Origin of the sequence: Microlunatus flavus (assembly GCF_900110855.1) — a bacterium.
Taxonomy (GTDB): Bacteria; Actinomycetota; Actinomycetes; order Propionibacteriales; family Propionibacteriaceae; genus Microlunatus; species Microlunatus flavus.
On the sequence record NZ_FOFA01000009.1, the window covers coordinates 181,654 to 200,248 of the forward strand.

The 18,595-nt window shown below is 73.4% G+C and carries 16 protein-coding genes and 1 pseudogene; 5 read left to right on the forward strand and 12 right to left on the reverse strand.

Annotation, left to right across the window (positions count from 1 at the left end; translation table 11 throughout):
- Positions 1–186: 186 nt before the first annotated feature.
- On the reverse strand, positions 187–1,422 hold the full coding sequence (locus BMY04_RS18765; protein WP_091184914.1) for a CDP-glycerol glycerophosphotransferase family protein: 1,236 nt from the start codon (positions 1,420–1,422) through the stop codon (positions 187–189).
- Between the two features lie 11 nt (positions 1,423–1,433).
- Positions 1,434–2,936 carry an NADP-dependent phosphogluconate dehydrogenase gene (gene gndA / locus BMY04_RS18770; protein ID WP_091184918.1) on the reverse strand — a complete coding sequence of 501 codons (1,503 nt, stop codon included), beginning with the start codon at positions 2,934–2,936 and terminating at the stop codon, positions 1,434–1,436.
- A gap of 133 nt (positions 2,937–3,069) precedes the next feature.
- On the opposite strand from gndA, the gene BMY04_RS18775 reads away from it, so the two are divergent.
- Positions 3,070–4,038 (forward strand): helix-turn-helix domain-containing protein, encoded by a 969-nt coding sequence (locus BMY04_RS18775; protein ID WP_091184920.1) that lies wholly within the window; start codon positions 3,070–3,072, stop codon positions 4,036–4,038.
- Between the two features lie 229 nt (positions 4,039–4,267).
- Here BMY04_RS18775 and BMY04_RS22915 read toward each other — a convergent pair whose 3' ends face one another.
- The gene (locus tag BMY04_RS22915; RefSeq protein WP_170854218.1) at positions 4,268–4,414 is read right to left on the reverse strand and encodes a hypothetical protein; all 147 of its coding nucleotides are present in this window, start codon (positions 4,412–4,414) and stop codon (positions 4,268–4,270) included.
- Positions 4,415–4,948: 534 nt separating this feature from the next.
- Between BMY04_RS22915 and BMY04_RS18780 the strand changes: the two genes are divergently transcribed.
- Positions 4,949–6,523, forward strand: coding sequence for a protealysin inhibitor emfourin (locus BMY04_RS18780; RefSeq protein WP_139209988.1), 1,575 nt, complete (start codon positions 4,949–4,951; stop codon positions 6,521–6,523).
- A gap of 371 nt (positions 6,524–6,894) precedes the next feature.
- On the opposite strand, the gene BMY04_RS18785 is transcribed toward BMY04_RS18780, so the two are convergent.
- Genes BMY04_RS18785 through BMY04_RS18795 form a run of 3 tightly spaced genes read right to left on the reverse strand, consistent with a single transcriptional unit; the run spans position 6,895 to position 9,029 of the window.
- A complete protein-coding gene (locus tag BMY04_RS18785) occupies positions 6,895–7,611 on the reverse strand; it encodes a ZIP family metal transporter (RefSeq protein ID WP_091184924.1) in 717 nt (238 codons plus the stop codon).
- 9 nt (positions 7,612–7,620) lie between these two features.
- Positions 7,621–8,640, reverse strand: a complete 1,020-nt coding sequence (locus BMY04_RS18790; protein ID WP_091184927.1) for an ankyrin repeat domain-containing protein — start codon at positions 8,638–8,640, stop codon at positions 7,621–7,623.
- Positions 8,637–9,029: a universal stress protein gene (locus BMY04_RS18795; RefSeq protein ID WP_091184930.1), complete on the reverse strand. Its 393-nt coding sequence runs from the start codon at positions 9,027–9,029 to the stop codon at positions 8,637–8,639. Before BMY04_RS18795 ends, BMY04_RS18790 begins: the two co-directional genes overlap by 4 nt.
- A 165-nt stretch (positions 9,030–9,194) precedes the next feature.
- Here BMY04_RS18795 and BMY04_RS18800 point away from each other — a divergent pair, with 165 nt between their 5' ends.
- Complete coding sequence (locus tag BMY04_RS18800; RefSeq protein ID WP_091184933.1) at positions 9,195–10,427, forward strand: TerC/Alx family metal homeostasis membrane protein; 1,233 nt, start codon at positions 9,195–9,197, stop codon at positions 10,425–10,427.
- Positions 10,428–10,687: 260 nt separating this feature from the next.
- Here the strand turns inward: BMY04_RS18800 and BMY04_RS18805 are convergent, their stop codons facing one another.
- The gene (locus tag BMY04_RS18805; protein ID WP_091184937.1) at positions 10,688–10,990 is read right to left on the reverse strand and encodes a DUF427 domain-containing protein; all 303 of its coding nucleotides are present in this window, start codon (positions 10,988–10,990) and stop codon (positions 10,688–10,690) included.
- Between the two features lie 96 nt (positions 10,991–11,086).
- Between BMY04_RS18805 and BMY04_RS18810 the strand changes: the two genes are divergently transcribed.
- Positions 11,087–11,989 carry a 2-deoxy-5-keto-D-gluconate 6-phosphate aldolase domain-containing protein gene (locus BMY04_RS18810; protein ID WP_170854219.1) on the forward strand — a complete coding sequence of 301 codons (903 nt, stop codon included), beginning with the start codon at positions 11,087–11,089 and terminating at the stop codon, positions 11,987–11,989.
- A gap of 49 nt (positions 11,990–12,038) precedes the next feature.
- Here BMY04_RS18810 and BMY04_RS18815 read toward each other — a convergent pair whose 3' ends face one another.
- The 5 genes and pseudogenes from BMY04_RS18815 to BMY04_RS18830 all read right to left on the reverse strand — a co-directional run bounded on the left by BMY04_RS18815 (position 12,039) and on the right by BMY04_RS18830 (position 17,676).
- Positions 12,039–12,695 (reverse strand): hypothetical protein, encoded by a 657-nt coding sequence (locus BMY04_RS18815; RefSeq protein WP_091184944.1) that lies wholly within the window; start codon positions 12,693–12,695, stop codon positions 12,039–12,041.
- Positions 12,696–12,857: 162 nt separating this feature from the next.
- Positions 12,858–14,378, reverse strand: a complete 1,521-nt coding sequence (locus tag BMY04_RS23425; RefSeq protein ID WP_269766235.1) for a phosphoketolase family protein — start codon at positions 14,376–14,378, stop codon at positions 12,858–12,860.
- Positions 14,379–14,481: 103 nt separating this feature from the next.
- Positions 14,482–15,333 (reverse strand): annotated as a pseudogene (locus BMY04_RS23430) (phosphoketolase family protein); the annotation flags it as partial.
- A 76-nt stretch (positions 15,334–15,409) separates the two neighbouring features.
- Positions 15,410–16,456: a glycosyltransferase family 9 protein gene (locus BMY04_RS18825; protein WP_198410264.1), complete on the reverse strand. Its 1,047-nt coding sequence runs from the start codon at positions 16,454–16,456 to the stop codon at positions 15,410–15,412.
- Positions 16,453–17,676, reverse strand: a complete 1,224-nt coding sequence (locus BMY04_RS18830; protein WP_091184953.1) for a glycosyltransferase — start codon at positions 17,674–17,676, stop codon at positions 16,453–16,455. Before BMY04_RS18830 ends, BMY04_RS18825 begins: the two co-directional genes overlap by 4 nt.
- Before the next feature lie 57 nt (positions 17,677–17,733).
- Between BMY04_RS18830 and BMY04_RS23570 the strand changes: the two genes are divergently transcribed.
- Positions 17,734–18,576, forward strand: coding sequence for a glycosyltransferase (locus BMY04_RS23570; RefSeq protein WP_091184956.1), 843 nt, complete (start codon positions 17,734–17,736; stop codon positions 18,574–18,576).
- Positions 18,577–18,595: the final 19 nt, after the last annotated feature.

Below are 18,595 nucleotides of genomic sequence, written 5' to 3' on the forward strand. Positions count from 1 at the left end.
GCGGACCGCGTCGCCGCGTGCGCCCCGAGATCACCGACGAGTGTCGACTCCGTGTCGCGAGTGATCCGCGCCGAGTGGCGCGCCGCCGCCTGGACGACCGGACGCTGACGCCACCAGCAGCCCGACCGGGCCGTCCACGCAGACGCGCGGCGTCAGCGGGAGGGAGGAAGGCGGCGGATCAGAGCGTCACGAGCGTCGGAGCAGAGCGGAGACAGAAGATACGGCCTGCTCGACCGCCGACTCGAACCGTCGCGTGCTGGCGCCGTCGGCGGTGTCGCCGAAGTAGTACGCGGCGAGGTCGGCCAGCAGGCCGTCCGCCCCTGCGTCGCCCCCGAGACCGCGGGCCCGCAGCACGTCCAGCACCGTGCCGGCTGCGGACGCCGGGAGCAGCGGCAGCTCGTCGAGGAGCCGTGACGCCGGCCGGTAGGCGGCGGTCGCGGTCGGCTCGGTGACGACGAGCGGCTTGCCGGTCGCCAGCCAGTCGTAGGCGACCGAGGAGAGGTCGGTGACGCACGCGTCGGCGAAGGCCCACTGCCAGCCGTACGGGCCGGTGTCGACCAGGTGACGGGTCCCGCGCGGGTCGCTGCGGGCGAGCACGTCGCGGACCGCCCGGTCGGCGGCGGCGTGGGCCGGCGAGGAGAACCCCGTGCGCGGGTGCGGGCGGTAGACGACGCGGACGTCGGGGTCCGCGACCAGCGCCTCGACGACCGCGACGCCGTGGCTGACCAGCGACCCGTACGCCACGCTCGGGCGGTCGCCCTCCCACGTGGGGGCGTACCAGACCCGCAGCCCGCTCTCGCGCGGCCAGTCCGGAGCGCCCGGGTAGGCGTGGTCGAGCTGCGGGCGGCCCACGCCGACCGTGCGCTGCTCGGCGTCGAAGCCCCGCAGCGCCGCCCCCAGCCGGTCGCGGCCCGCGCGGCCGCCGACGAACGTGAGGTCGTACGCCTTGTGCTGGTTGGAGACGCTGTAGGCCTTGTCGCTCTCGCCGTGCCCGAGCTGGACGTGCACCGGCTCCGCGAAGCGCAGCATGCGGAAGTTCCGCTCGACCTGGTTGACGTAGAGGACCACGCGCACGTCGTGCTCGACGACCAGCCGTTCGAGCGCCCCGCTGCCGGGCGCGAAGGCGACGGGGAGCGTGCTCCGGGCCAGCACCGCCTCGCCGGTGTCGGGACGGTCGACGACGACGAAGGTCGGCCGGGTGCGGGCGAGGTGCTCCAGCGGGAGGCGCCACTGCTCCAGCTGGAACAGGTTCTCCGGCCCGGTGCAGAAGAAGACGGCGACGCCGCCGTCCGGCACCGGACCGTTCGCCGCCGCCCGCCCGGCGAAGCCCCGCACGGCCACGGCGTTGCGGCCGCGGCGGACCGCCTCGGCGGCCAGGGCCCGCGCGCTGGCGGCGCGGCGGGCCCCGGGGAGGTCACGCATGCTCCGCGACCTCACGAGATCGGCTGGTCGACCTTCTTCTCGTCGGTGTGCGCGCTCTTGTCCTCGGTGAAGCCGCCGTCGACGGCGGTCTCGGAGCGGTCGCCGCCCCACTCGGTGTGGAACGTGCCGTCCGCGTCGACGCGGCGGTAGGTGTGTGCGCCGAAGAGGTCGCGGAGCCCCTGGATGAGGGCCGCCGGCAGGCGGTCGGCCCGCACGCCGTCGTAGTAGGCCAGCGAGGAGGAGAAGGCCGGCGTCGGGATGCCGTTCTGGGCGGCTCCCGCGACCACGCGGCGCCAGGGCTCGAGGCACTGGGTGATCACGTCGACGAAGAAGTCGTCGGCGATCAGCAGCGGGAGCTGCTCGTCGCGCTCGTAGGCCTCGGTGATCCGGTTGAGGAAGCGCGCCCTGATGATGCAGCCGCCACGCCAGATGCGGGCCATCGCCCCGCGGTCGATGCCCCAGCCGTACTCCTTGCTGGCCGCAGCGATCTGGTCGAAGCCCTGCGAGTAGGCGACGACCTTGGAGGCGTAGAGCGCGCGGCGGACGTCCTCGACGAAGGCGTCGGGGTCCTTGACCTGCCACTCGACCGTGCCGGCCGGCAGGACCGCGCGGGCGGCCTCGCGCTGGGCGACGCCTCCGGAGAGGGCGCGGGCGAAGGTCGCCTCGGCGATGCCGGTGATGGGGACGCCGAGGTCGAGCGCGTTCTGCACCGTCCAGCGGCCGGTGCCCTTCTGCTCGGCCTGGTCGAGGATGACGTCGACGAGCGCCTTGCCGGTCCGCGCGTCGTCCTGGGCGAGCACCTCGGCGGTGATCTCGATGAGGAAGGACTCGAGCTCACCGGAGTTCCACTCGCGGAAGATCGCGGCGATCTCGGACGGGGACTTGCCGGTGCCCCGGCGGATCAGGTCGTAGGCCTCGGCGATGAGCTGCATGTCGGCGTACTCGATGCCGTTGTGCACCATCTTGACGAAGTGGCCGGCGCCGTCGGGCCCGATGTAGGTGCAGCACGGGACGCCGTCGACCTTGGCCGAGATGTCCTCGAGCAGCGGGCCGAGGGACTCGTACGACTTCCGCGAGCCGCCCGGCATGATCGACGGCCCGTTGAGCGCGCCCTCCTCGCCTCCGGAGACGCCGCTGCCGACGAAGTGCAGGCCGTGCTCGGCCAGCTGCTTCTCGCGGCGGACGGTGTCGGGGAAGTGCGCGTTCCCCGCGTCGACGATGATGTCGCCCTCCTCGAGCAGCGGCACGAGCTCGTCGATGACGGCGTCCGTGCCGGGCCCGGCCTTGACCATGATGATCACCTTGCGCGGGCGCTCGAGCGAGGCGACGAAGTCGGCCATGGTCTCGGAGGCGACGAAGGTGCCCTCGTGGCCGGCCTCGTCGAGCAGCGCCTGCGTCTTGGCGAAGGTCCGGTTGTGGATGGCCACGCTGTGCCCGTGGCGGGCGAAGTTGCGGGCGAGGTTGCGCCCCATGACCGCGAGTCCCGTGACACCGATCTCGGCCTTCTGGGTCATGACCGCACTCCTGTCCGTTTTATGACATAGTCGAGGCGCAGGCTCCGCCACGCGCCGTCGTGAGCGTAGCCGTACGCGTCGGTCCGGAGATCCCTCCCCCAGACCCTGGTCGCCGACGCCGGAGGTCAGAACTGTGCTGGAGCCGCTGGGCATCCCGGCTGACGCGGAAGCGCTCTACGTCGTGCTCGCTTCCCTCGACAGCGCCTCGCTCGACGACCTCGCGCACCGGACGCAGACCGCGCCCGGCGCGGTGGGCACCCACCTGGACTCGCTCGCCGACCTCGGCCTGGCGGTCGCGCTCGGGCAGGGCCGCTGGAAGGCGCTGCCCCTCGCCGACGTCGTCAAGGGCCTGAAGGCGCGGCGGATGGCCGAGATCGAGGCCGCGGCCATCGCGGCCGACACCCTCCACAACCAGCTGCTCGCCGCGTCGCACAGCACCGAGGACGACGTCCAGGTGTTCGTGGGGCAGACGTCGTGGGCGGAGTACGCCCGGCTCTGCGAGGAGACGACCACCGAGATCTGCCTGTTCGACAAGCCGCCCTACGTCGGTGGGCCGGCAGCGCACTCCCCCGACGAGCTGCGCGAGGTCTCCCCGGAGTGGCGGGCGCTCGAGCGCGGGGTGTCGCAGCGCAGCGTCTACCACCCCGGCTTCGACCCGGAGCGGCTCAAGGAGATGGCGATGTTCGCCCAGGTCGGTGAGAAGTCCCGCACCGCCCCGGTCCCGATGAAGCTCATCCTCTTCGACGCCAAGATCGCCTGGATCCCCTCGATGCCGTCCTACATGCCCGGGCACGAGCGCCGGGCCAGCTTCGTGCGGCACCCGCTGATCGTGGAGTCGCTGGTGTGGCTCTTCAACGCCGTCTGGGACACCGCCATCCCCATCACCGCCGGCACCTACCTCAACGGCGACCCGCGCCGGCAGATGCTGATCTCGCTGATGATGAGCGGCTCGACCGACGACGCGATCGCCAACCAGCTGGGCATCAACGTGCGCTCGGTGCGGCGCTGGATCGCCGAGCTGATGGACGAGCTCGGGGTCACGACGCGCCTGCAGCTCGGGGCGGCGCTGGTCAGGGCCGACTCGATGCGTACGACGGCCTGAACCTCCCCGGCCACCCGCTCACCCCGCCACCCGGACCCACCGCACCGTGCCGCCGCGCGTCCTCGACCCGCCTGGTCGTCCAGACCGGCCGGCCCGCCGCACGAGCCCGAGCTACCCCCGCAGACGAACGAAGGGCACCTCCCCGAGGGGAGGTGCCCTTCAGCACCGTGCTGGAGCTGCTGGCTGCGTCGGACCCTGCCGGGCCGGCGCAGAGCCTGGGTGCGTCGGATCAGTAGCCGCGGCCCGCGAAGATGGCGCCGGTCACGGTCGCGGCGTCCGCCGAACCTCCGAGGAAGACGAGGGCGAGCGTCGCGCCGGCGACGGTCGAGGTGGCGGCGACGCGGACGGCCTTGCGGACGTTGAGGGAGGAGAACATGGTAAGTCCTTTCGATTTCGACCTCGAGAGCGAGACTTTTTTGCTTCCGAGACCGTCTTGGGGGGTCGATGTGAACGTTATGCGATTCAGGACCCCTCGTCACGCCGTAGCGGTGTCAGGATGAGGACATTTCCACATCCGGACATGGCAAAATCGCGTTAGGTGCGCTAGACCCAACGCGACGCAGCTCGCCGCTGCGCGTCCGTCGACCGCTTCGACCCTGGAGCGACTCCCTCTCCTGCTGCCCGCCCGGCCCGTCGGCCGCGGGCCACGGGGCGGTGGCCGGCTTCGACGAGCGTGCTGGGCGCAGCACGGTGGGTCACGCCCTGACGCGCGTCCCACGACTTCCTGTGACAGACTTCACCCGCTTCGACCCGAGGTCAAGGACCACCGGCCGTGCGCGCCTCTCCGGGAGCACCCGTCGCCGAGGGTCGCAGAGCGACCGGGACGGGTCCCGCCGGAGCCGATCAGGCCCGTACCGGCTCGAGCCAGGCTCCATCCGGGACTGTCAGCCGTGGCTGTCACATTAGTCCCATGACGCGCACCGCACCTGGTTCCTCGGAGTCCCCGCGAGCGGGACGTTGCACCTTCCTCCCGCCCTACCTGCTGCAGCGGGTGGCGGAGGCCTCGACCGAGCGCCGCCTGGTCGCCGGCGGCCGCAGCACCCTCGCCGTCGACGAGCGGCTGAGGGGCCGCCGCGAGGCGGCGACGGCGGCCACACCACCCCTCGCGCCGGCCGGCGGCGGCAACCGCGTGGTCTACGACGCGGGCGGCGCCGAGGACCTCCCCGGCCGCCGGGTCCGCGACGAGGACGACCCGGCCACCGGTGACGCGGCCGTGGACGAGGCGCACGACCACTCCGGCGTCGCGTGGGACCTCTTCGCCGAGGTGTTCGACCGCCGCTCGGTCGACGGGCGCGGGACCCCCCTCACGGTGACGGTGCACTACGGGCAGGACTACGACAACGCCTTCTGGGACGGCGACCAGCTGGTGTTCGGCGACGGCGACGGCGAGCTGTTCGACCGCTTCACCAAGCCCCTCGACGTCACGGTGCACGAGTTCACCCACGGCGTCACCCAGTTCAGCGCCGGGCTGACCTACCAGGGCCAGTCGGGCGCGCTGAACGAGAGCGTCAGCGACGTCTTCGCCTCGATGGCCAAGCAGCGGGCGCTGGGCCAGGACGCGCAGCAGGCCGACTGGCTGATCGGCCAGGGCCTGTTCCTGCCCGACGTCAAGGCGACGGCGCTCCGCTCGATGCTCGAGCCCGGCACGGCGTACGACGACCCCCGGCTGGGCCGCGACCCGCAGGTCGGGAGCATGGACGCCTACGTCGACACGACCGAGGACAACGGCGGCGTGCACATCAACTCCGGCATCCCCAACCGCGCCTTCGCGCTGGCCGCCCGCGGCGTCGGGGGCAACAGCTGGGAGCGGCCGGGCCAGGTCTGGTACGCCGCCCTCACCGACGGGTCGGTCACGGCCGGGACCGACTTCGCCGGGTTCGCCCAGGCGACCGTGGACGCCGCCGCCCGGCTCTTCGGCGACGACCCCTCGGTGGCCGACCAGGTGCGGCAGGCGTGGCAGCAGGTGGGGCTCCTGACCGGCTCCTCGCGTGACGCCACCACCGGCGACGGCGCACCGGCCGGCTCCCCGTCCTCCCCCGCCCCGGCTCCCACGGAGGGGTCTCCCGCCGCGACGCCCTCGGACGCCACGACGACGGGTCCCGCGGCGCCGGACGTCTCGGGGCTGGGCACCCGTGGAGGCGCGGAGGACTCCCCCGCCGCTCCCGGCACCGGAGCGGGCGCCGGGGGCGACCTCGTCCCGGACGAGGACGACGTCGTCGCCGTGCGGCGTTCGGGAGGGTTCGCTGGGGTCACGCGGTCGGGCCGGATGAGCCTGGGCGCCGACCCCTTCGGCAGCGAGCTGCGACGCCTGCTCGACCAGATCAGCGTGAGCGACCTGGGGAGGTCCGAGCCGCAGCCCGACCGGTTCACCTACACGGTCGCCTGCCGTTCCTTCGAGCTGACGGTCCCCGAGCAGGACCTGACGCCCGAGCTCACCCGGGTGGTGCAGATCGTGCTGGACCAGCAGGACCAGCAGGACCAGTAGGGGCGCGAGCGGGGCGGGCGGCAGGCTGGGGGACCGAGGTCCGTCGCAGGCGGGCCCGTCAGAGCCCGTCAGGCTGCCGGACCGCCCGGCCTGCCGCACGCCGCCGGACGCGTCGTGCGGGTGCTGCCTAGGTGAGCTGCAGGATCACGATCACGAGGATGATGATCACCAGGATGCCGATGATCGTTCCGATGAGGCCTCTGTTCACGACTGCTCCTTCGCTGGGCGGGACTTCCACAGGAAACGTAGACCACCGACGCTGCTGGTCTGCACCGGCCCCTCGGTGTGTCGAGGACCGAATTACTCCCTGACCTGCGCAAACACCCGGACGGACGCCGCAGCGCTCGACCCTGGGGCGCGCGGGGCCGCGCTCAGGCGATGAGCTCCGACAGCACCAGGTAGATCAGGAAGCCGACGAAGAAGCCGACGCTGCCGATGCTCGTCTCGCCGCGGGCGTGCGCCTCCACGAGCAGCTCCTCGGTGGCGAGGTACATGAAGGCGACGGCGCCGAAGGCGAGCACGCCGGCCAGCACCGCGGGGCCCGCCCCGGCCAGCAGCACGACGCCGAGCCCGGTGCCGACCACCGTGAGCAGCGCGAGCACGACGGGCGCGAGCGCCACGAACCGCCGCGACACCGATCCCGCCAGGGTCGCCGAGAGCGACAGCCCGACGAAGAGGTACTCGACGGCGAGCGCGACGGTGAGCAGGACGCCGACCCGCTGCTCGGCGGCGAACCCTGCGCCGAGGATCAGCCCGTCGATGAAGAAGTCGACGCCGATGGCGACGGCCAGCCCGATCGGCAGGCCGGTGTGCCCGGACGCCTCGCGGCGCTCCTCCAGCCGCGCGCCGACCGCACGGAAGCCGAACATCACGGCGATGCCCGCCGTGAACCCGACGACGGCCACGAGCGGCGAGCGCTCGAGCACGCCCGGCAGCAGCTCGATCGCCGCGGCGGCGAAGACGACGCCGGCCGCGAAGTGCTGCAGCCCGCTGGTCAGCCGCTCGCCCGGCGGCCGGAGCGCCGCCACCGCGCCGGACAGCGCGGCCGCCACCACCGGCACCAGCGCGAACAGCAGCACGGCGCCCACGCGACGACCCTAGGCCAGCGGCTCCGGCGTGACCGGGCGCAGCAGCGCGGCGGTCCGGTGCGCGTACGCCCAGGCGGCCCAGCCCAGCGGCGTGGCCCGGTGCTCGTCGTCGAGCACCCCGGGGTCGGCACCGAGCTCGAGCAGCACCTCGACCAGCTCGACGTCGTCGATCCAGGCGGCGTGGTGGAGCAGGGTCCGCCCGTGGTGCTTCACGTCGAGAGGAGCGCCCTCCGCCGCGACCCCTCGGACCCCGGCCGGCGTGGCCGCGGCGAAGACGGCGGGCAGGGCCACGCGCTCGTGCCACGGCGACGGGTGGTCGAGGGGCGTGCCCTCGCCGAAGCCGTACGCGGCCAGCAGCGTCAACCGGTCGGTGAACCCGTGGTCGCGCGCCCAGTCGACCTGGAGGGCGACCATGCGCCCGGGCGGGTCCTGCCGCTCCCCCAGCCGCCGGCGCCACGTCCCGCCGTCACCGCGACCCAGGCCGTGGGCCAGCAGCAGCCGCAGGTGGCTGTCGTCGCGGCCGAACATGCGGTTGTAGAGCGCCTGGCCGTCCGAGGGGTCCGCGCCCCGCTCGAGGAGCAGGGTGGCCAGGGCCTCGCCCTGGGGGTGCCGCGGCTGCCGGCCCGGCCCCTGCTCGCCCTCCCCGAAGCAGCCGGTCAGCGCGGTGAAGGGCGGCACGTCGCCGCCGAGCAGCACGCCGGCGTCGGGGTCGGCGCCCGCGTCGAGCAGCAGCCGGGCGGTGCCGTACGCGTCGCGCTGCGGCACCCGCGCGTACGTGAGGCACATCAGGGGGGTCCAGCCGTCGTCGCCCGCGGCCGAGGCGACGGCGGGGTCACGGTCGAGGTGCTCGCCGACGGCGTCCCGGTCACCGAGCGCCGCGGCGGCGAAGACGTCGCGCCGGGCCAGGTCGGGCTGCTCGGCGAGCAGCGCGAGGGCGTCGCTCCGGCGCTCCGGCGAGTCGTCGACGTAGGTCAGCCGGGCGAGCGTGAGGAAGGTGTCCGCCGGTGCCGCGCCGGCGGACGCGCTCACGCCTTGACCGCCAGCACCGCGTGGTGCGCGGTCAGCAGGATGCGGCTGGCTGCGCTGCCGAGGATCAGCTTGCCGACGGCGGAGCGCCGCCGCAGCCCGATGACGATCAGGTCGGCGTCGACCTCGTCGGCGACGGCGTCCAGGTCCTCCGCGACGTCGTCCCACGTCCGCGGCTGGCGGAGCTCCGCCTGGACGTCGAGGCCCTCGAGCTCGGCGCGCAGCGCGTCCAGGGCGTCACCCGCGAGGGAGCTGTCGTCGACGAGTGCGTCCCCCTGGCTGGTGTTGACCACCACGAGCCGGCAGCCCCGCAGCCGCGCCTCGGCGATCCCGGTGGCGAGGGCCGCCCGACCCTCGGCGCTGGGCACGTAGCCCACGACGACGCCGCTCACACCCGTGCCTCCTCGACGTCGTCGTCAGGACTTCCGTGCCCAGACTGGAAAGTCTGGATATGGATGAGGCCCGACCATACGCCCGGCGGTCGCCGTGGACGGGCGGGGGTCTCCCAGAACCCACTACCCTTGAGGTCTCGCCCGTTCCCGACGAAAGCGCCTCGAATGGACGTCACACCCCTGGCCTGGACCCTCACGATCGTCTTCGTGGTCGGCCTCCTGCTCTTCGACTTCATCTTCCACGTGCGCAAGGCGCACACCCCGTCGCTCGGCGAGGCAGCCCGCTGGTCGGCGGTCTACGTCGGGATCGCGATCCTGTTCGGCGTCGGCGTGCTCGTGCTGGGCGGGTCCGAGGCGGGCGGTGAGTACTTCGCGGGCTACATCACCGAGAAGGCGCTGTCGGTCGACAACCTGTTCGTCTTCCTGATCATCATGACGAGCTTCAAGGTGCCGCGCGCCGACCAGCAGAAGGTGCTGCTGTTCGGCATCGTCTTCTCGCTCATCGCGCGGACCGGCTTCATCTTCCTCGGCGCCGCGCTGATCAACAGCTTCGCCTGGATCTTCTACCTCTTCGGCCTGATCCTGCTGGTGACCGCCGGCAACCTGATCAAGTCCGAGGGCGAGGACAGCCACGAGGCCGACAACATCATGATCAGGGTCGCCCGCCGGCTGTTCCACACCTCCGACCGCTACGACGGCGACAAGCTGTTCACGGTCGAGGACGGCAAGCGGGTGATGACCCCGATGCTGCTCGTGATGGCGGCCATCGGCGGCACCGACATCCTCTTCGCCCTCGACTCGATCCCGGCGATCTTCGGCCTCACCCAGAACGTCTTCATCGTCTTCACGGCGACGGCGTTCTCGCTGCTCGGCCTGCGCCAGCTCTACTTCCTGATCGACGGCCTGCTCGACCGGCTGATCTACCTGTCCTACGGCCTCGCGGCGATCCTGGCCTTCATCGGGGTCAAGCTCATCCTCCACGCGCTGCACGAGAACAACGTGCCGTTCATCAACGACGGCGAGCATGTCAAGGTGCCGGAGATCAGCACGCCGCTGTCGCTGTCGGTGATCATCGGCGTCCTCGTGATCACCGTCGTCGCCTCCCTCGTCAGCCCGAAGGGACGCGCCCAGAACGCGGTGTCCGGGGCCCGTCGCCACGCGACGCAGTACCTCGACACGAACTTCGAGTCCGACCCCGGGCTGCGCCAGAAGATCTACGACAAGCTCCTCGACGAGGAGCAGACGATCCTCGGGCTGCCCGAGAAGTACCGCACCCGGATCCGCGAGGAGGAGAAGCTGACCCGGCTCCTCAAGCAGGCGCACGACGAGCACGACGCGTACCTCGACCAGCCCGGCACCTCGGGCGACGCACGCCTCGGCGAGCGCCTGGTCACCTAGGCCGGCCGCGACCGCTCCTGAGGCCTCGACCACCGCGAGGACGCTCCCTGAGCTCGTCGAAGGGCCTCGGAGAGGTCGGCGTCCGGGCCGAGGACGCTCCCTGAGCTCGTCGAAGGGCCTCGGAGAGGTCGGCGTCGAGCTCGGCCGGCGGGTTCAGGCGCGACGAGTCCTCGTTGCACCCGCGACCGGTGCAGCAAGCGCACGCCGACCACTGCGTGGCCCTTCGACAAGCTCAGGGAGCGTGCACACGCGTGTCCCGGTCAGTCGACGACCCGGACCTCCTTCCAGAAGGCGACGTAGTTCGTGAAGTCCTTGCCGACCCGTTCCGCGGCGCCGTCGCGCAGCGAGGGGTAGCTCCAGGCCCGGTCCTCGAGGCGCTGCCCGTCGACCACGACCGTGAAGTACTGGCAGGCGCCCTTCCACGGGCAGGTGTACGGCGTCGGGCTCGGCTCGAGCAGCTCGGCCTTCACGCTCGCGGGCGGGAAGTACCAGTTGCCCTCGATCTTCAGCAGGTCCTCCTGCGGGGCCTCCGCGACGACGGTCCCCTCGACCACGGCCTTCATGCGTGCTCCTCCTCGGTGGGTGCGGCCCCGGGGGCCGCGGTGCCCCCATCGTGCCCCGCCCCCTGGCGGCTCGGGGCCGGGAGCACGATGGGACCCATGGAGCGCCCCACGTCCGCCCGCCCGCTGCTCATCCTCGCGATGGACCAGCGCGACTCCTTCGCCAAGCTCTTCGGCACCGAGGAGCAGGAGGCGACGCCCGACCAGGTCGAGCAGATGCGCGCGGCCAAGACGCTGGTCTACCGCGGCGTCGCCGCCGTCGCCGACCAGGTCGGGGACGTGCAGATCGGGGTGCTGACCGACGAGGAGTACGGCCCGGAGGTGCTCCAGCGGGCCAAGGCCGACGGCCGGGTGCTCGCGTACCCGGTCGAGAAGAGCGGCCAGAAGCTCTTCGACCTCGAGTACGGCGACGACACCGCCGCCCACGTGGAGCGCTGGGACCCCGACTACGTCAAGGTGCTCGTCCGCATGAACCCCGACGACGACCAGGCGGGCACGCGCGGCCAGCTCGACCGGCTCAAGGCGCTGTCGGACCAGCTCCGTGCGTCCGACCGCCCGTTCCTCTTCGAGCTGCTCGTGCCGGCCTCGGACGCCCAGCTCGCGTCGGTCGGCGGCGACAGCACGGCGTACGACCGTGACCTGCGGCCCGGGCTCGGGGCGCAGGTCATCCACGCCGTGCAGGACGCCGGCGTCGAGCCGACGCTGTGGAAGATCGAGGGCCTGGAGACGGCCGACGCGGCGCGCGAGATCGTGGCGGCGGCCAAGCGCGACGGGCGCGACGCCGACTGCATCGTGCTCGGGCGCGACGCCCCGCAGGAGACGCTGGACCACTGGCTGCAGGTCGCGGCGCCGGTCGACGGCTTCGTCGGCTTCGCCATCGGACGCTCCATCTGGAAGGAGCCGCTCCAGCGCTACCTGGACGACGGCGACGAGGCGGCGTTCCTCGAGGTCGTCGGGCAGAACTACCTGCACTACGTGCGGACCTACCTGGCCGCCCGCTGACCCGCCCGCCGGGGCACCCGGTGCCCCGGCGGGACGGCTGGGCTCGCGGTCAGCGCTGCAGGGCGGCGTTCGCGCGGACCAGGCGCAGGATCGTGCCGAAGGCGCCGAGGGCCGCGAACAGCGCGAGCATCACGCCGGTGCTCACGTACTCGCGCAGCACGGGGCCGTAGAACAGGTTCTCGGCGACGAAGCTCCCGCGGCCGGCGTAGGTCTCGGAGATGCTCGGGTCGAGCTGCGGGAACACGCTGTAGAGGTCGACGGCCACGACGGCGAAGAAGCTGGCGACGATGCCGAGCAGGACCACGAGCGCGACGACCGGGATGCCCTTCTTGATCCGGCCGCCGGAGCCGCGCACGTAGAGCACCGCCGCGCCCGCGGCGAGCACGAGGCCCGAGATCGAGGCGACGAAGCCGAGCTTCCAGATGCCGGCGGCCAGCAGCACGCCGACGGGGATGGCGAGCAGCGACAGCAGCGCGCCCTTGCCCACGCGCTCCGGCGGCAGCACCGGAACCGTCTCGGTCACGAGGCCCTCGGGCGTCCAGCGGTGCTCCTGCTCGACGGCCTGCCCCTGGGGCGGCAGCTCGGGCTGGGCCTGGGGACCGGGCTGCCCGCCGTGCTCGACCGGACCAGCCGGCTGCGGCGGCGAGACGAAGCCGGGGCCGGTGCCGGTCTGCGGCTGGCGGTCGGTGGCGGAGGTGTCGCTCATGGGTCGTCCTCGGGGGTGCTCGTACGGTTGGGCGCGAGCAGTCGACCATGATCACGGGTCATCCCGGGGGCGAACCGGATGACGCCTGCCCCCCTGCGGGGAACTTTTGCCCTGCCCTCAGCGATCCTTGGGCCGACCAAGCAGCCGCCTCGGCACCCCGGGTCAGCCCGGCCAGGTCCAGCTCGAGACCTCCGGGTCGTCGAGGCCGTGCTCGCGGGTGTAGGTGCGGGCCCGCAGGCGGGCGTCGGCCATCTCCTGGCGCAGGCCCGCGCAGCTCGCGCCCAGCGCCGGCACCCGGTCGATCACGTCCATGACCAGATGGAAGCGGTCGAGGTCGTTGAGCATGACCATGTCGAACGGGGTGGTGGTCGTGCCGCGCTCCTTGTAGCCGCGCACGTGGATCCCGGAGTGGTTGGCGCGGCGGTAGGTGAGCCGGTGCACCAGCCACGGGTAGCCGTGGAAGGCGAAGATCACCGGCTGCGTCGCGGTGAAGAGCGTGTCGAAGTCGCGGTCCGACAGCCCGTGCGGGTGCTCGTCCTCCGGCAGCAGCCGCATCAGGTCGACGACGTTGACCACCCGGACGCGCAGGTCGGGCAGGCGCTCGCGCAGGATCGCGGCGGCGGCCAGCACCTCGAGCGTCGGGATCTCCCCGGCCGCGGCGAGGACGACGTCGGGCAACGTGCCGGTGTCGTCGCGGTTCGAGGCCCAGTCCCAGATCCCGGCGCCGCGGGCGCAGTGCAGCGCCGCGTCCTCGACCGACAGGTAGTCGAACTGCGGCTGCTTGCCCGCGACGACCACGTTCACGTAGTGGCGCGAGCGCAGGCAGTGGTCGAAGGTCGACAGCAGCGTGTTCGCGTCCGGCGGCAGGTAGATCCGCACGATCGACGGGTCCTTGTTGAGCACCACGTCGAGGAAGCCCGGGTCCTGGTGGGTGAACCCGTTGTGGTCTTGTCGCCACACGTGGGAGCTGAGCAGGTAGTTGAGGCTCGCGAGCGGTCGGCGCCACGCGACCTGCGCGCTGGCCTGCAGCCACTTCGCGTGCTGGTTGAACATCGAGTCGACGATGTGGATGAACGCCTCGTAGCAGGTGAACGCGCCGTGCCGCCCGCTCAGCAGGTAGCCCTCGAGCAGGCCCTCGCAGATGTGCTCGCTGAGCACCTCGACGACCCGGCCCTGCCGGTCGAGCCGCTCGTCGAAGCGCCCCTCCTCGACCTGCCACTTGCGCCCGGTCACGTCGAGGATGTCCTGCAGGCGGTTGCTGGCCAGCTCGTCGGGCGCCATGGTCAGGTAGGTCGACGGGTTGCGCCGGGTGACGTCGCGCAGCCAGGTGCCCAGGACCTTCGTCGCCTCGTGGCTCGTCGTGCCGGGGTTGGGGACGTCGACGCCGTACGCGCGCCAGTCGGGCAGGTCGAGGTCGCGCAGCAGCGAGCCGCCGTTGGCGACGGGGTTGTCGCTCATCCGCCGGGTGCCGGTGGGCGGCAGGTCGAGCAGCTCGGGGACCGGACGACCGGACTCGTCGAACAGCTCCTCGGGGCGGTAGCTGCGCATCCACTGCTCGAGCACGGCGCGGTGGGTGCCGTCGGTGCGGGCCGCGGGCAGCGGCACCTGGTGGGCGCGGAAGGTTCCCTCGACCTGCTGGCCGTCGACCTGCGGCGGGCAGGTCCAGCCCTTCGGGGTCCGCATGATGATCATGGGCCACCGGGGGTCCGGTGGCGTCCGGCCCGGGCTCGCCGTCCGCGGTGCGCGCCCGGCGCTGGATCTCGGCGATGGCGTCCAGGCAGGTCTCGAGCGTCTGCGCGTACGCCTGGTGGACGGTTCCCGGGTCGTCGCCGGCGACGACGTGCGGGTCGTAGCCGTAGCCGCGCAGCAGCTCGAGCAGCTCCGGCTCGGGGATGCGGGCGAGCAGCGTCGGGTTGGCGATCTTGTACTCGTTCAGCGCCAGGATCGGCAGCACGGCGCCGTCGCGGACCGGGTCGATGAACTTGGCCGCGTGCCAGCTGCCGGCCAGCGGGCCGGTCTCGGCCTCGCCGTCGCCCACCACGCAGAAGACGGTGAGGTCGGGGTTGTCGAGCGCCGCCCCGAAGGCGTGGAGCAGGGAGTAGCCGAGCTCGCCGCCCTCGTGGAAGGAGCCGGGGGTCTCGGGCGCGCAGTGGCTGGGCACGCCGCCGGGGAAGGAGAACTGGTGGAAGAACGCCTCCATCCCCCGCTCGTCCTGGGTGATGTGGCTGTAGAGCTCGGAGTAGGTGCCCTCCAGCCACGAGCAGGCGTTCGGGCCGGGTCCGCCGTGGCCGGGACCGGCCACGAACACGGCGTCGAGGTCGCGCGCCCGGATCGCCCGGTTGGCGTGCACGTAGGCGAGGTTGAGCCCGGGCACGGTGCCGAAGTGCCCGAGCAGGCGCGGCTTGACGTGCTCGGCCTGCAACGGTTCGCGCAGCAGCGGGTTGGCCATCAGGTAGATCTGGCCGACCGCGAGGTAGTTCGCGGCACGCCACCAGGCGTCGACGAGCCGCAGCTCCTCCTGCTCCAGCACACCCTCCGGCGTGCCGAGCTCGTACGGCATCGGCGCGACCGTCGGTCCCCCGGTGCCGCCCTCGTTGTCGGCGGCGGTGTCGCCACCCATGCTCGCCAGCTGCGTCATGGCCCCACGCTAGGGGTCCGCCTCCGGCGGTTCGGGGCGCAGGGGGTGAACGTCGGGCGTCGGGCCGGTGCCCGGCTCAGCCGAGGACGGCGGCGGCGACCCGGTCGACGGACAGGTCGGCGAGGCAGGCCGGGTCTCCCCCGGTCAGCGGGCAGCGGGCCGACCACCAGCACTCCTGCTCGGTGATCGCCAGGGGCCGGCGCACCTCGCAGCCGGGCAGGCCCTGCAGGGAGGTACCGAGCCGAGGGTCGAGCCCGTAGCGACCGGCCACCGTCGGCCCGAAGAGCGCCACCGCCCGCGCCCCCACCGCCGTCGCCAGCCGGACCGGTCCCGTGTCGCCCCCGACCACGACGCCGCCGAGCTCACCGACGACGGCGAGGTTGGCGGCGAGGTCGCGCAGGCCGCCCGGCGGGAGCAGGGCGGTGCCCTCCACCGGGCTGCTGCCGGCCGCGCCGGCGGTGAGCACCGGGTGGCCCGCCGCGGCCGCGCGGGTCGCCAGGTCGACCCACCGCTCGGCCGGCCACTCCTTCACCCGCATCCCGGAGCCGGGCACCAGGACCACCGGAGAACTTCTGCAGGGTTGACCACCTGTGAGGTGGTCAACCGTGCAGAAGTTCTGCAGACGCTCGCGGGCGGCGAGCAGCTCGGCGTCGGTGAGGGTCACGGCGAGCGGCTCGTCGGCGAACCGGGGGTCCACGACGCCGTCCTCGACGAGCAGCCGGACGAACCGGCGGTCGATCAGCTCGCCGACGGGCGGGCGGCGCCACAGGTTCGTCACCGCGCGCGGGGCCCGGGACGCGCAGAGCTCGCCGATGCCGTCGTACGTCGTCGTGGTCACGACCAGGTCGTACGGGCGAGCGTCCCGCTCGGCCTCGTCGAGGGCGGCCTCGACGACGGTGCGCGGCACCCCGTCGGTGTGGTCGCTCGTGGGCAGCACGCGCGTGACGAGCGGGTCGTGGGCCAGCAGCACGTCGCCCGGCGTGAAGGTCAGCACGTCGACCTCCGCCTGCGGATGGCTGCGGGCCAGCGCGTGCACGGCGGGCAGCACCAGCAGCACGTCGCCGAACCCGCCGAGGAGCTCGACGACGAGGATGCGTCGGAGGCCGTCGGGCCGGGCGGTCACCGGCCGAGCACCGACCGGTAGAGGGCGACGTGGGCGTCGGCGATCGCGTCCCACCCCCGCCCGGCGGCGAGCCGACGCCCGCCGGCCGCGACGCGGGCGGCCAGGTCCGGGTCGGCCAGCAGCCGCCGGACGGCCGCGGCGATCGCCGCCGGGTCGCGCCGCGCGGCGACGTCGAGCACCGTCGCCCCGTCGACGAGGTCGGCGTCCCGCTCGTCGGCGACGGTCGCCAGGACCGGCGCCCCGTGGTCCAGGGCGGCCAGCAGCGAGCCGCTCTTGGTCGTCACCCCGACCGTGAACGGCAGCACGACGGCGTCGGCGGCCGACAGCAGCTCCGACACCTCGGCCTCGTCGACCCAGCCGGTGAGCGTGACCCGGTCGCCGACGCCGCGGTCGGCGATCCGCTGCTCGACCTCGGCCCGGAACGAGCGCGCCTCGTCGCCCGGCAGCGCCAGCGACGCGAACCCGCCCGCGCCGACCACGTGCACGTCCACGCCCTCGTCGCGGAGCAGGGCCGCGGCGTCGACCAGCTCGCGGAAGCCCTTGACCGGGTGGACGAACCCGAAGAACACCAGCAGCGCCACCCCGTCGGCCAGGCCGAGCCGGGCCCGTACGCGAGCCCGCGCCCCGGCGGCGTCGGGACCCGGCGAGGCGACGTTCGGGCCGATGGGGATCGTCGTCGGCCACCGGCCCAGGCGTGCGCCGACGACCGCGGCGTGCCCGGCGTTGGTCGTCACGAGCCCCCGGCTCCGGGGGCCGAGCAGCCCGGTCTCGCGGTCGTACGCCCCGCCGCCCTCGACGAGCGGCCAGGCCCGCTGCGGGACCCAGGCGGGCCAGGCCCACCAGCCGTACTCGTGCAGCGTCGTGACCACCGGGGTGCGCAGCAGGGCGGGCAGCCAGCCCACCGCGCCCGACCAGCCGTACGCCGAGGGGGCCCACTGCACGTGGACCAGGTCGGCGCCCAGCGCGTCGAGCGCGCGCGCCGCCTGCGGCAGGTGGCGCGGCGACCAGCCGGGCGCGAGGGCGACGGCGCCCTCGGGGGCGCGCCCGTCCTCGGAACGTGCCGCGACCACGACGTCGACCGGGTCCGGACCTCCCCGGAGCTCCCCGGCGAGCCGGCGGACGTAGTCGGCGACGCCGTCGCGCTCGGGGGCGTACGTCCCGCAGACCACGGCCACCCGCACCTGCTCCCCCTGTCCGCGCGCACCGTTCACGCGCAGCATCCGACGTCCTCGGCGTGCCACGATCTGCGGCGTGCCGGCCCCGATCCTTACCCAGCCGTGAGCACCGCCGTCCCCCACCGCGGGGACCTGGACGTGCTGATCCCCACGCGGAACCGTCGCGAAGCACTCGCCGTGACGCTCGCCGGGCTGCTGGCGCAGGACCTCAGCGCCCGGCTGGTGCTCGCCGACCAGACGCCCGGCACGAGCGCGGCCGAGCAGCCCGAGATCGCGAGCCTGCTGGCGGTGATGCGCCTGCGCGGCTGGGAGGTCGAGGTCGAGCACCGTACCGGGCCGGCCCAGGGCGTGACCGAGCAGCGCCAGCACCTGCTGGACCGGGCCCGGCGCACCTACCTGCTGATGCTCGACGACGACGTGCTGCTGGAGCGCTGGGTGCTGCGCCAGCTCGTCGAGGCGATGGACGTGCTGGGCTGCGGGTTCGTCGGCATGGCGCACGCCGCCGCGTCCTACCTCGACGACGTCCGCCCGGTCGAGCTCGAGGCGTTCGAGCTCTGGGAGGGCGGCCGGGTGCGCCCGGAACGCGTCCGCAAGGGCGACCCGGGCTGGGAGCGCTGGCGCCTGCACAACGCGGCGAACGTCCAGCACCTCCTCGACCGCGTGCCCGCCGGGGCCCTCGCCGCGCACGGCTGGGTCCCGTACAAGGTCGCGTGGGTCGCCGGGTGCGTGCTGTTCCGGACCGAGTCGCTGCGGGCCGTCGGCGGCTACCGCTTCTGGGCGGACCTCCCGCCGAACCTGCGCGGCGAGGACGTGGTCACCCAGCTCCAGGTGGCCGAGCGCGACGGCGGCGCCGGCCTGCTGCCCTCCGGCGCCTGGCACCTCGAGCTGCCCACCTCCATCGAGGACCGCGCCGTCGACGCGTACGCCGCCGTCCTGGAGGAGTGAGCGCGGCCCCTGCGCCAGG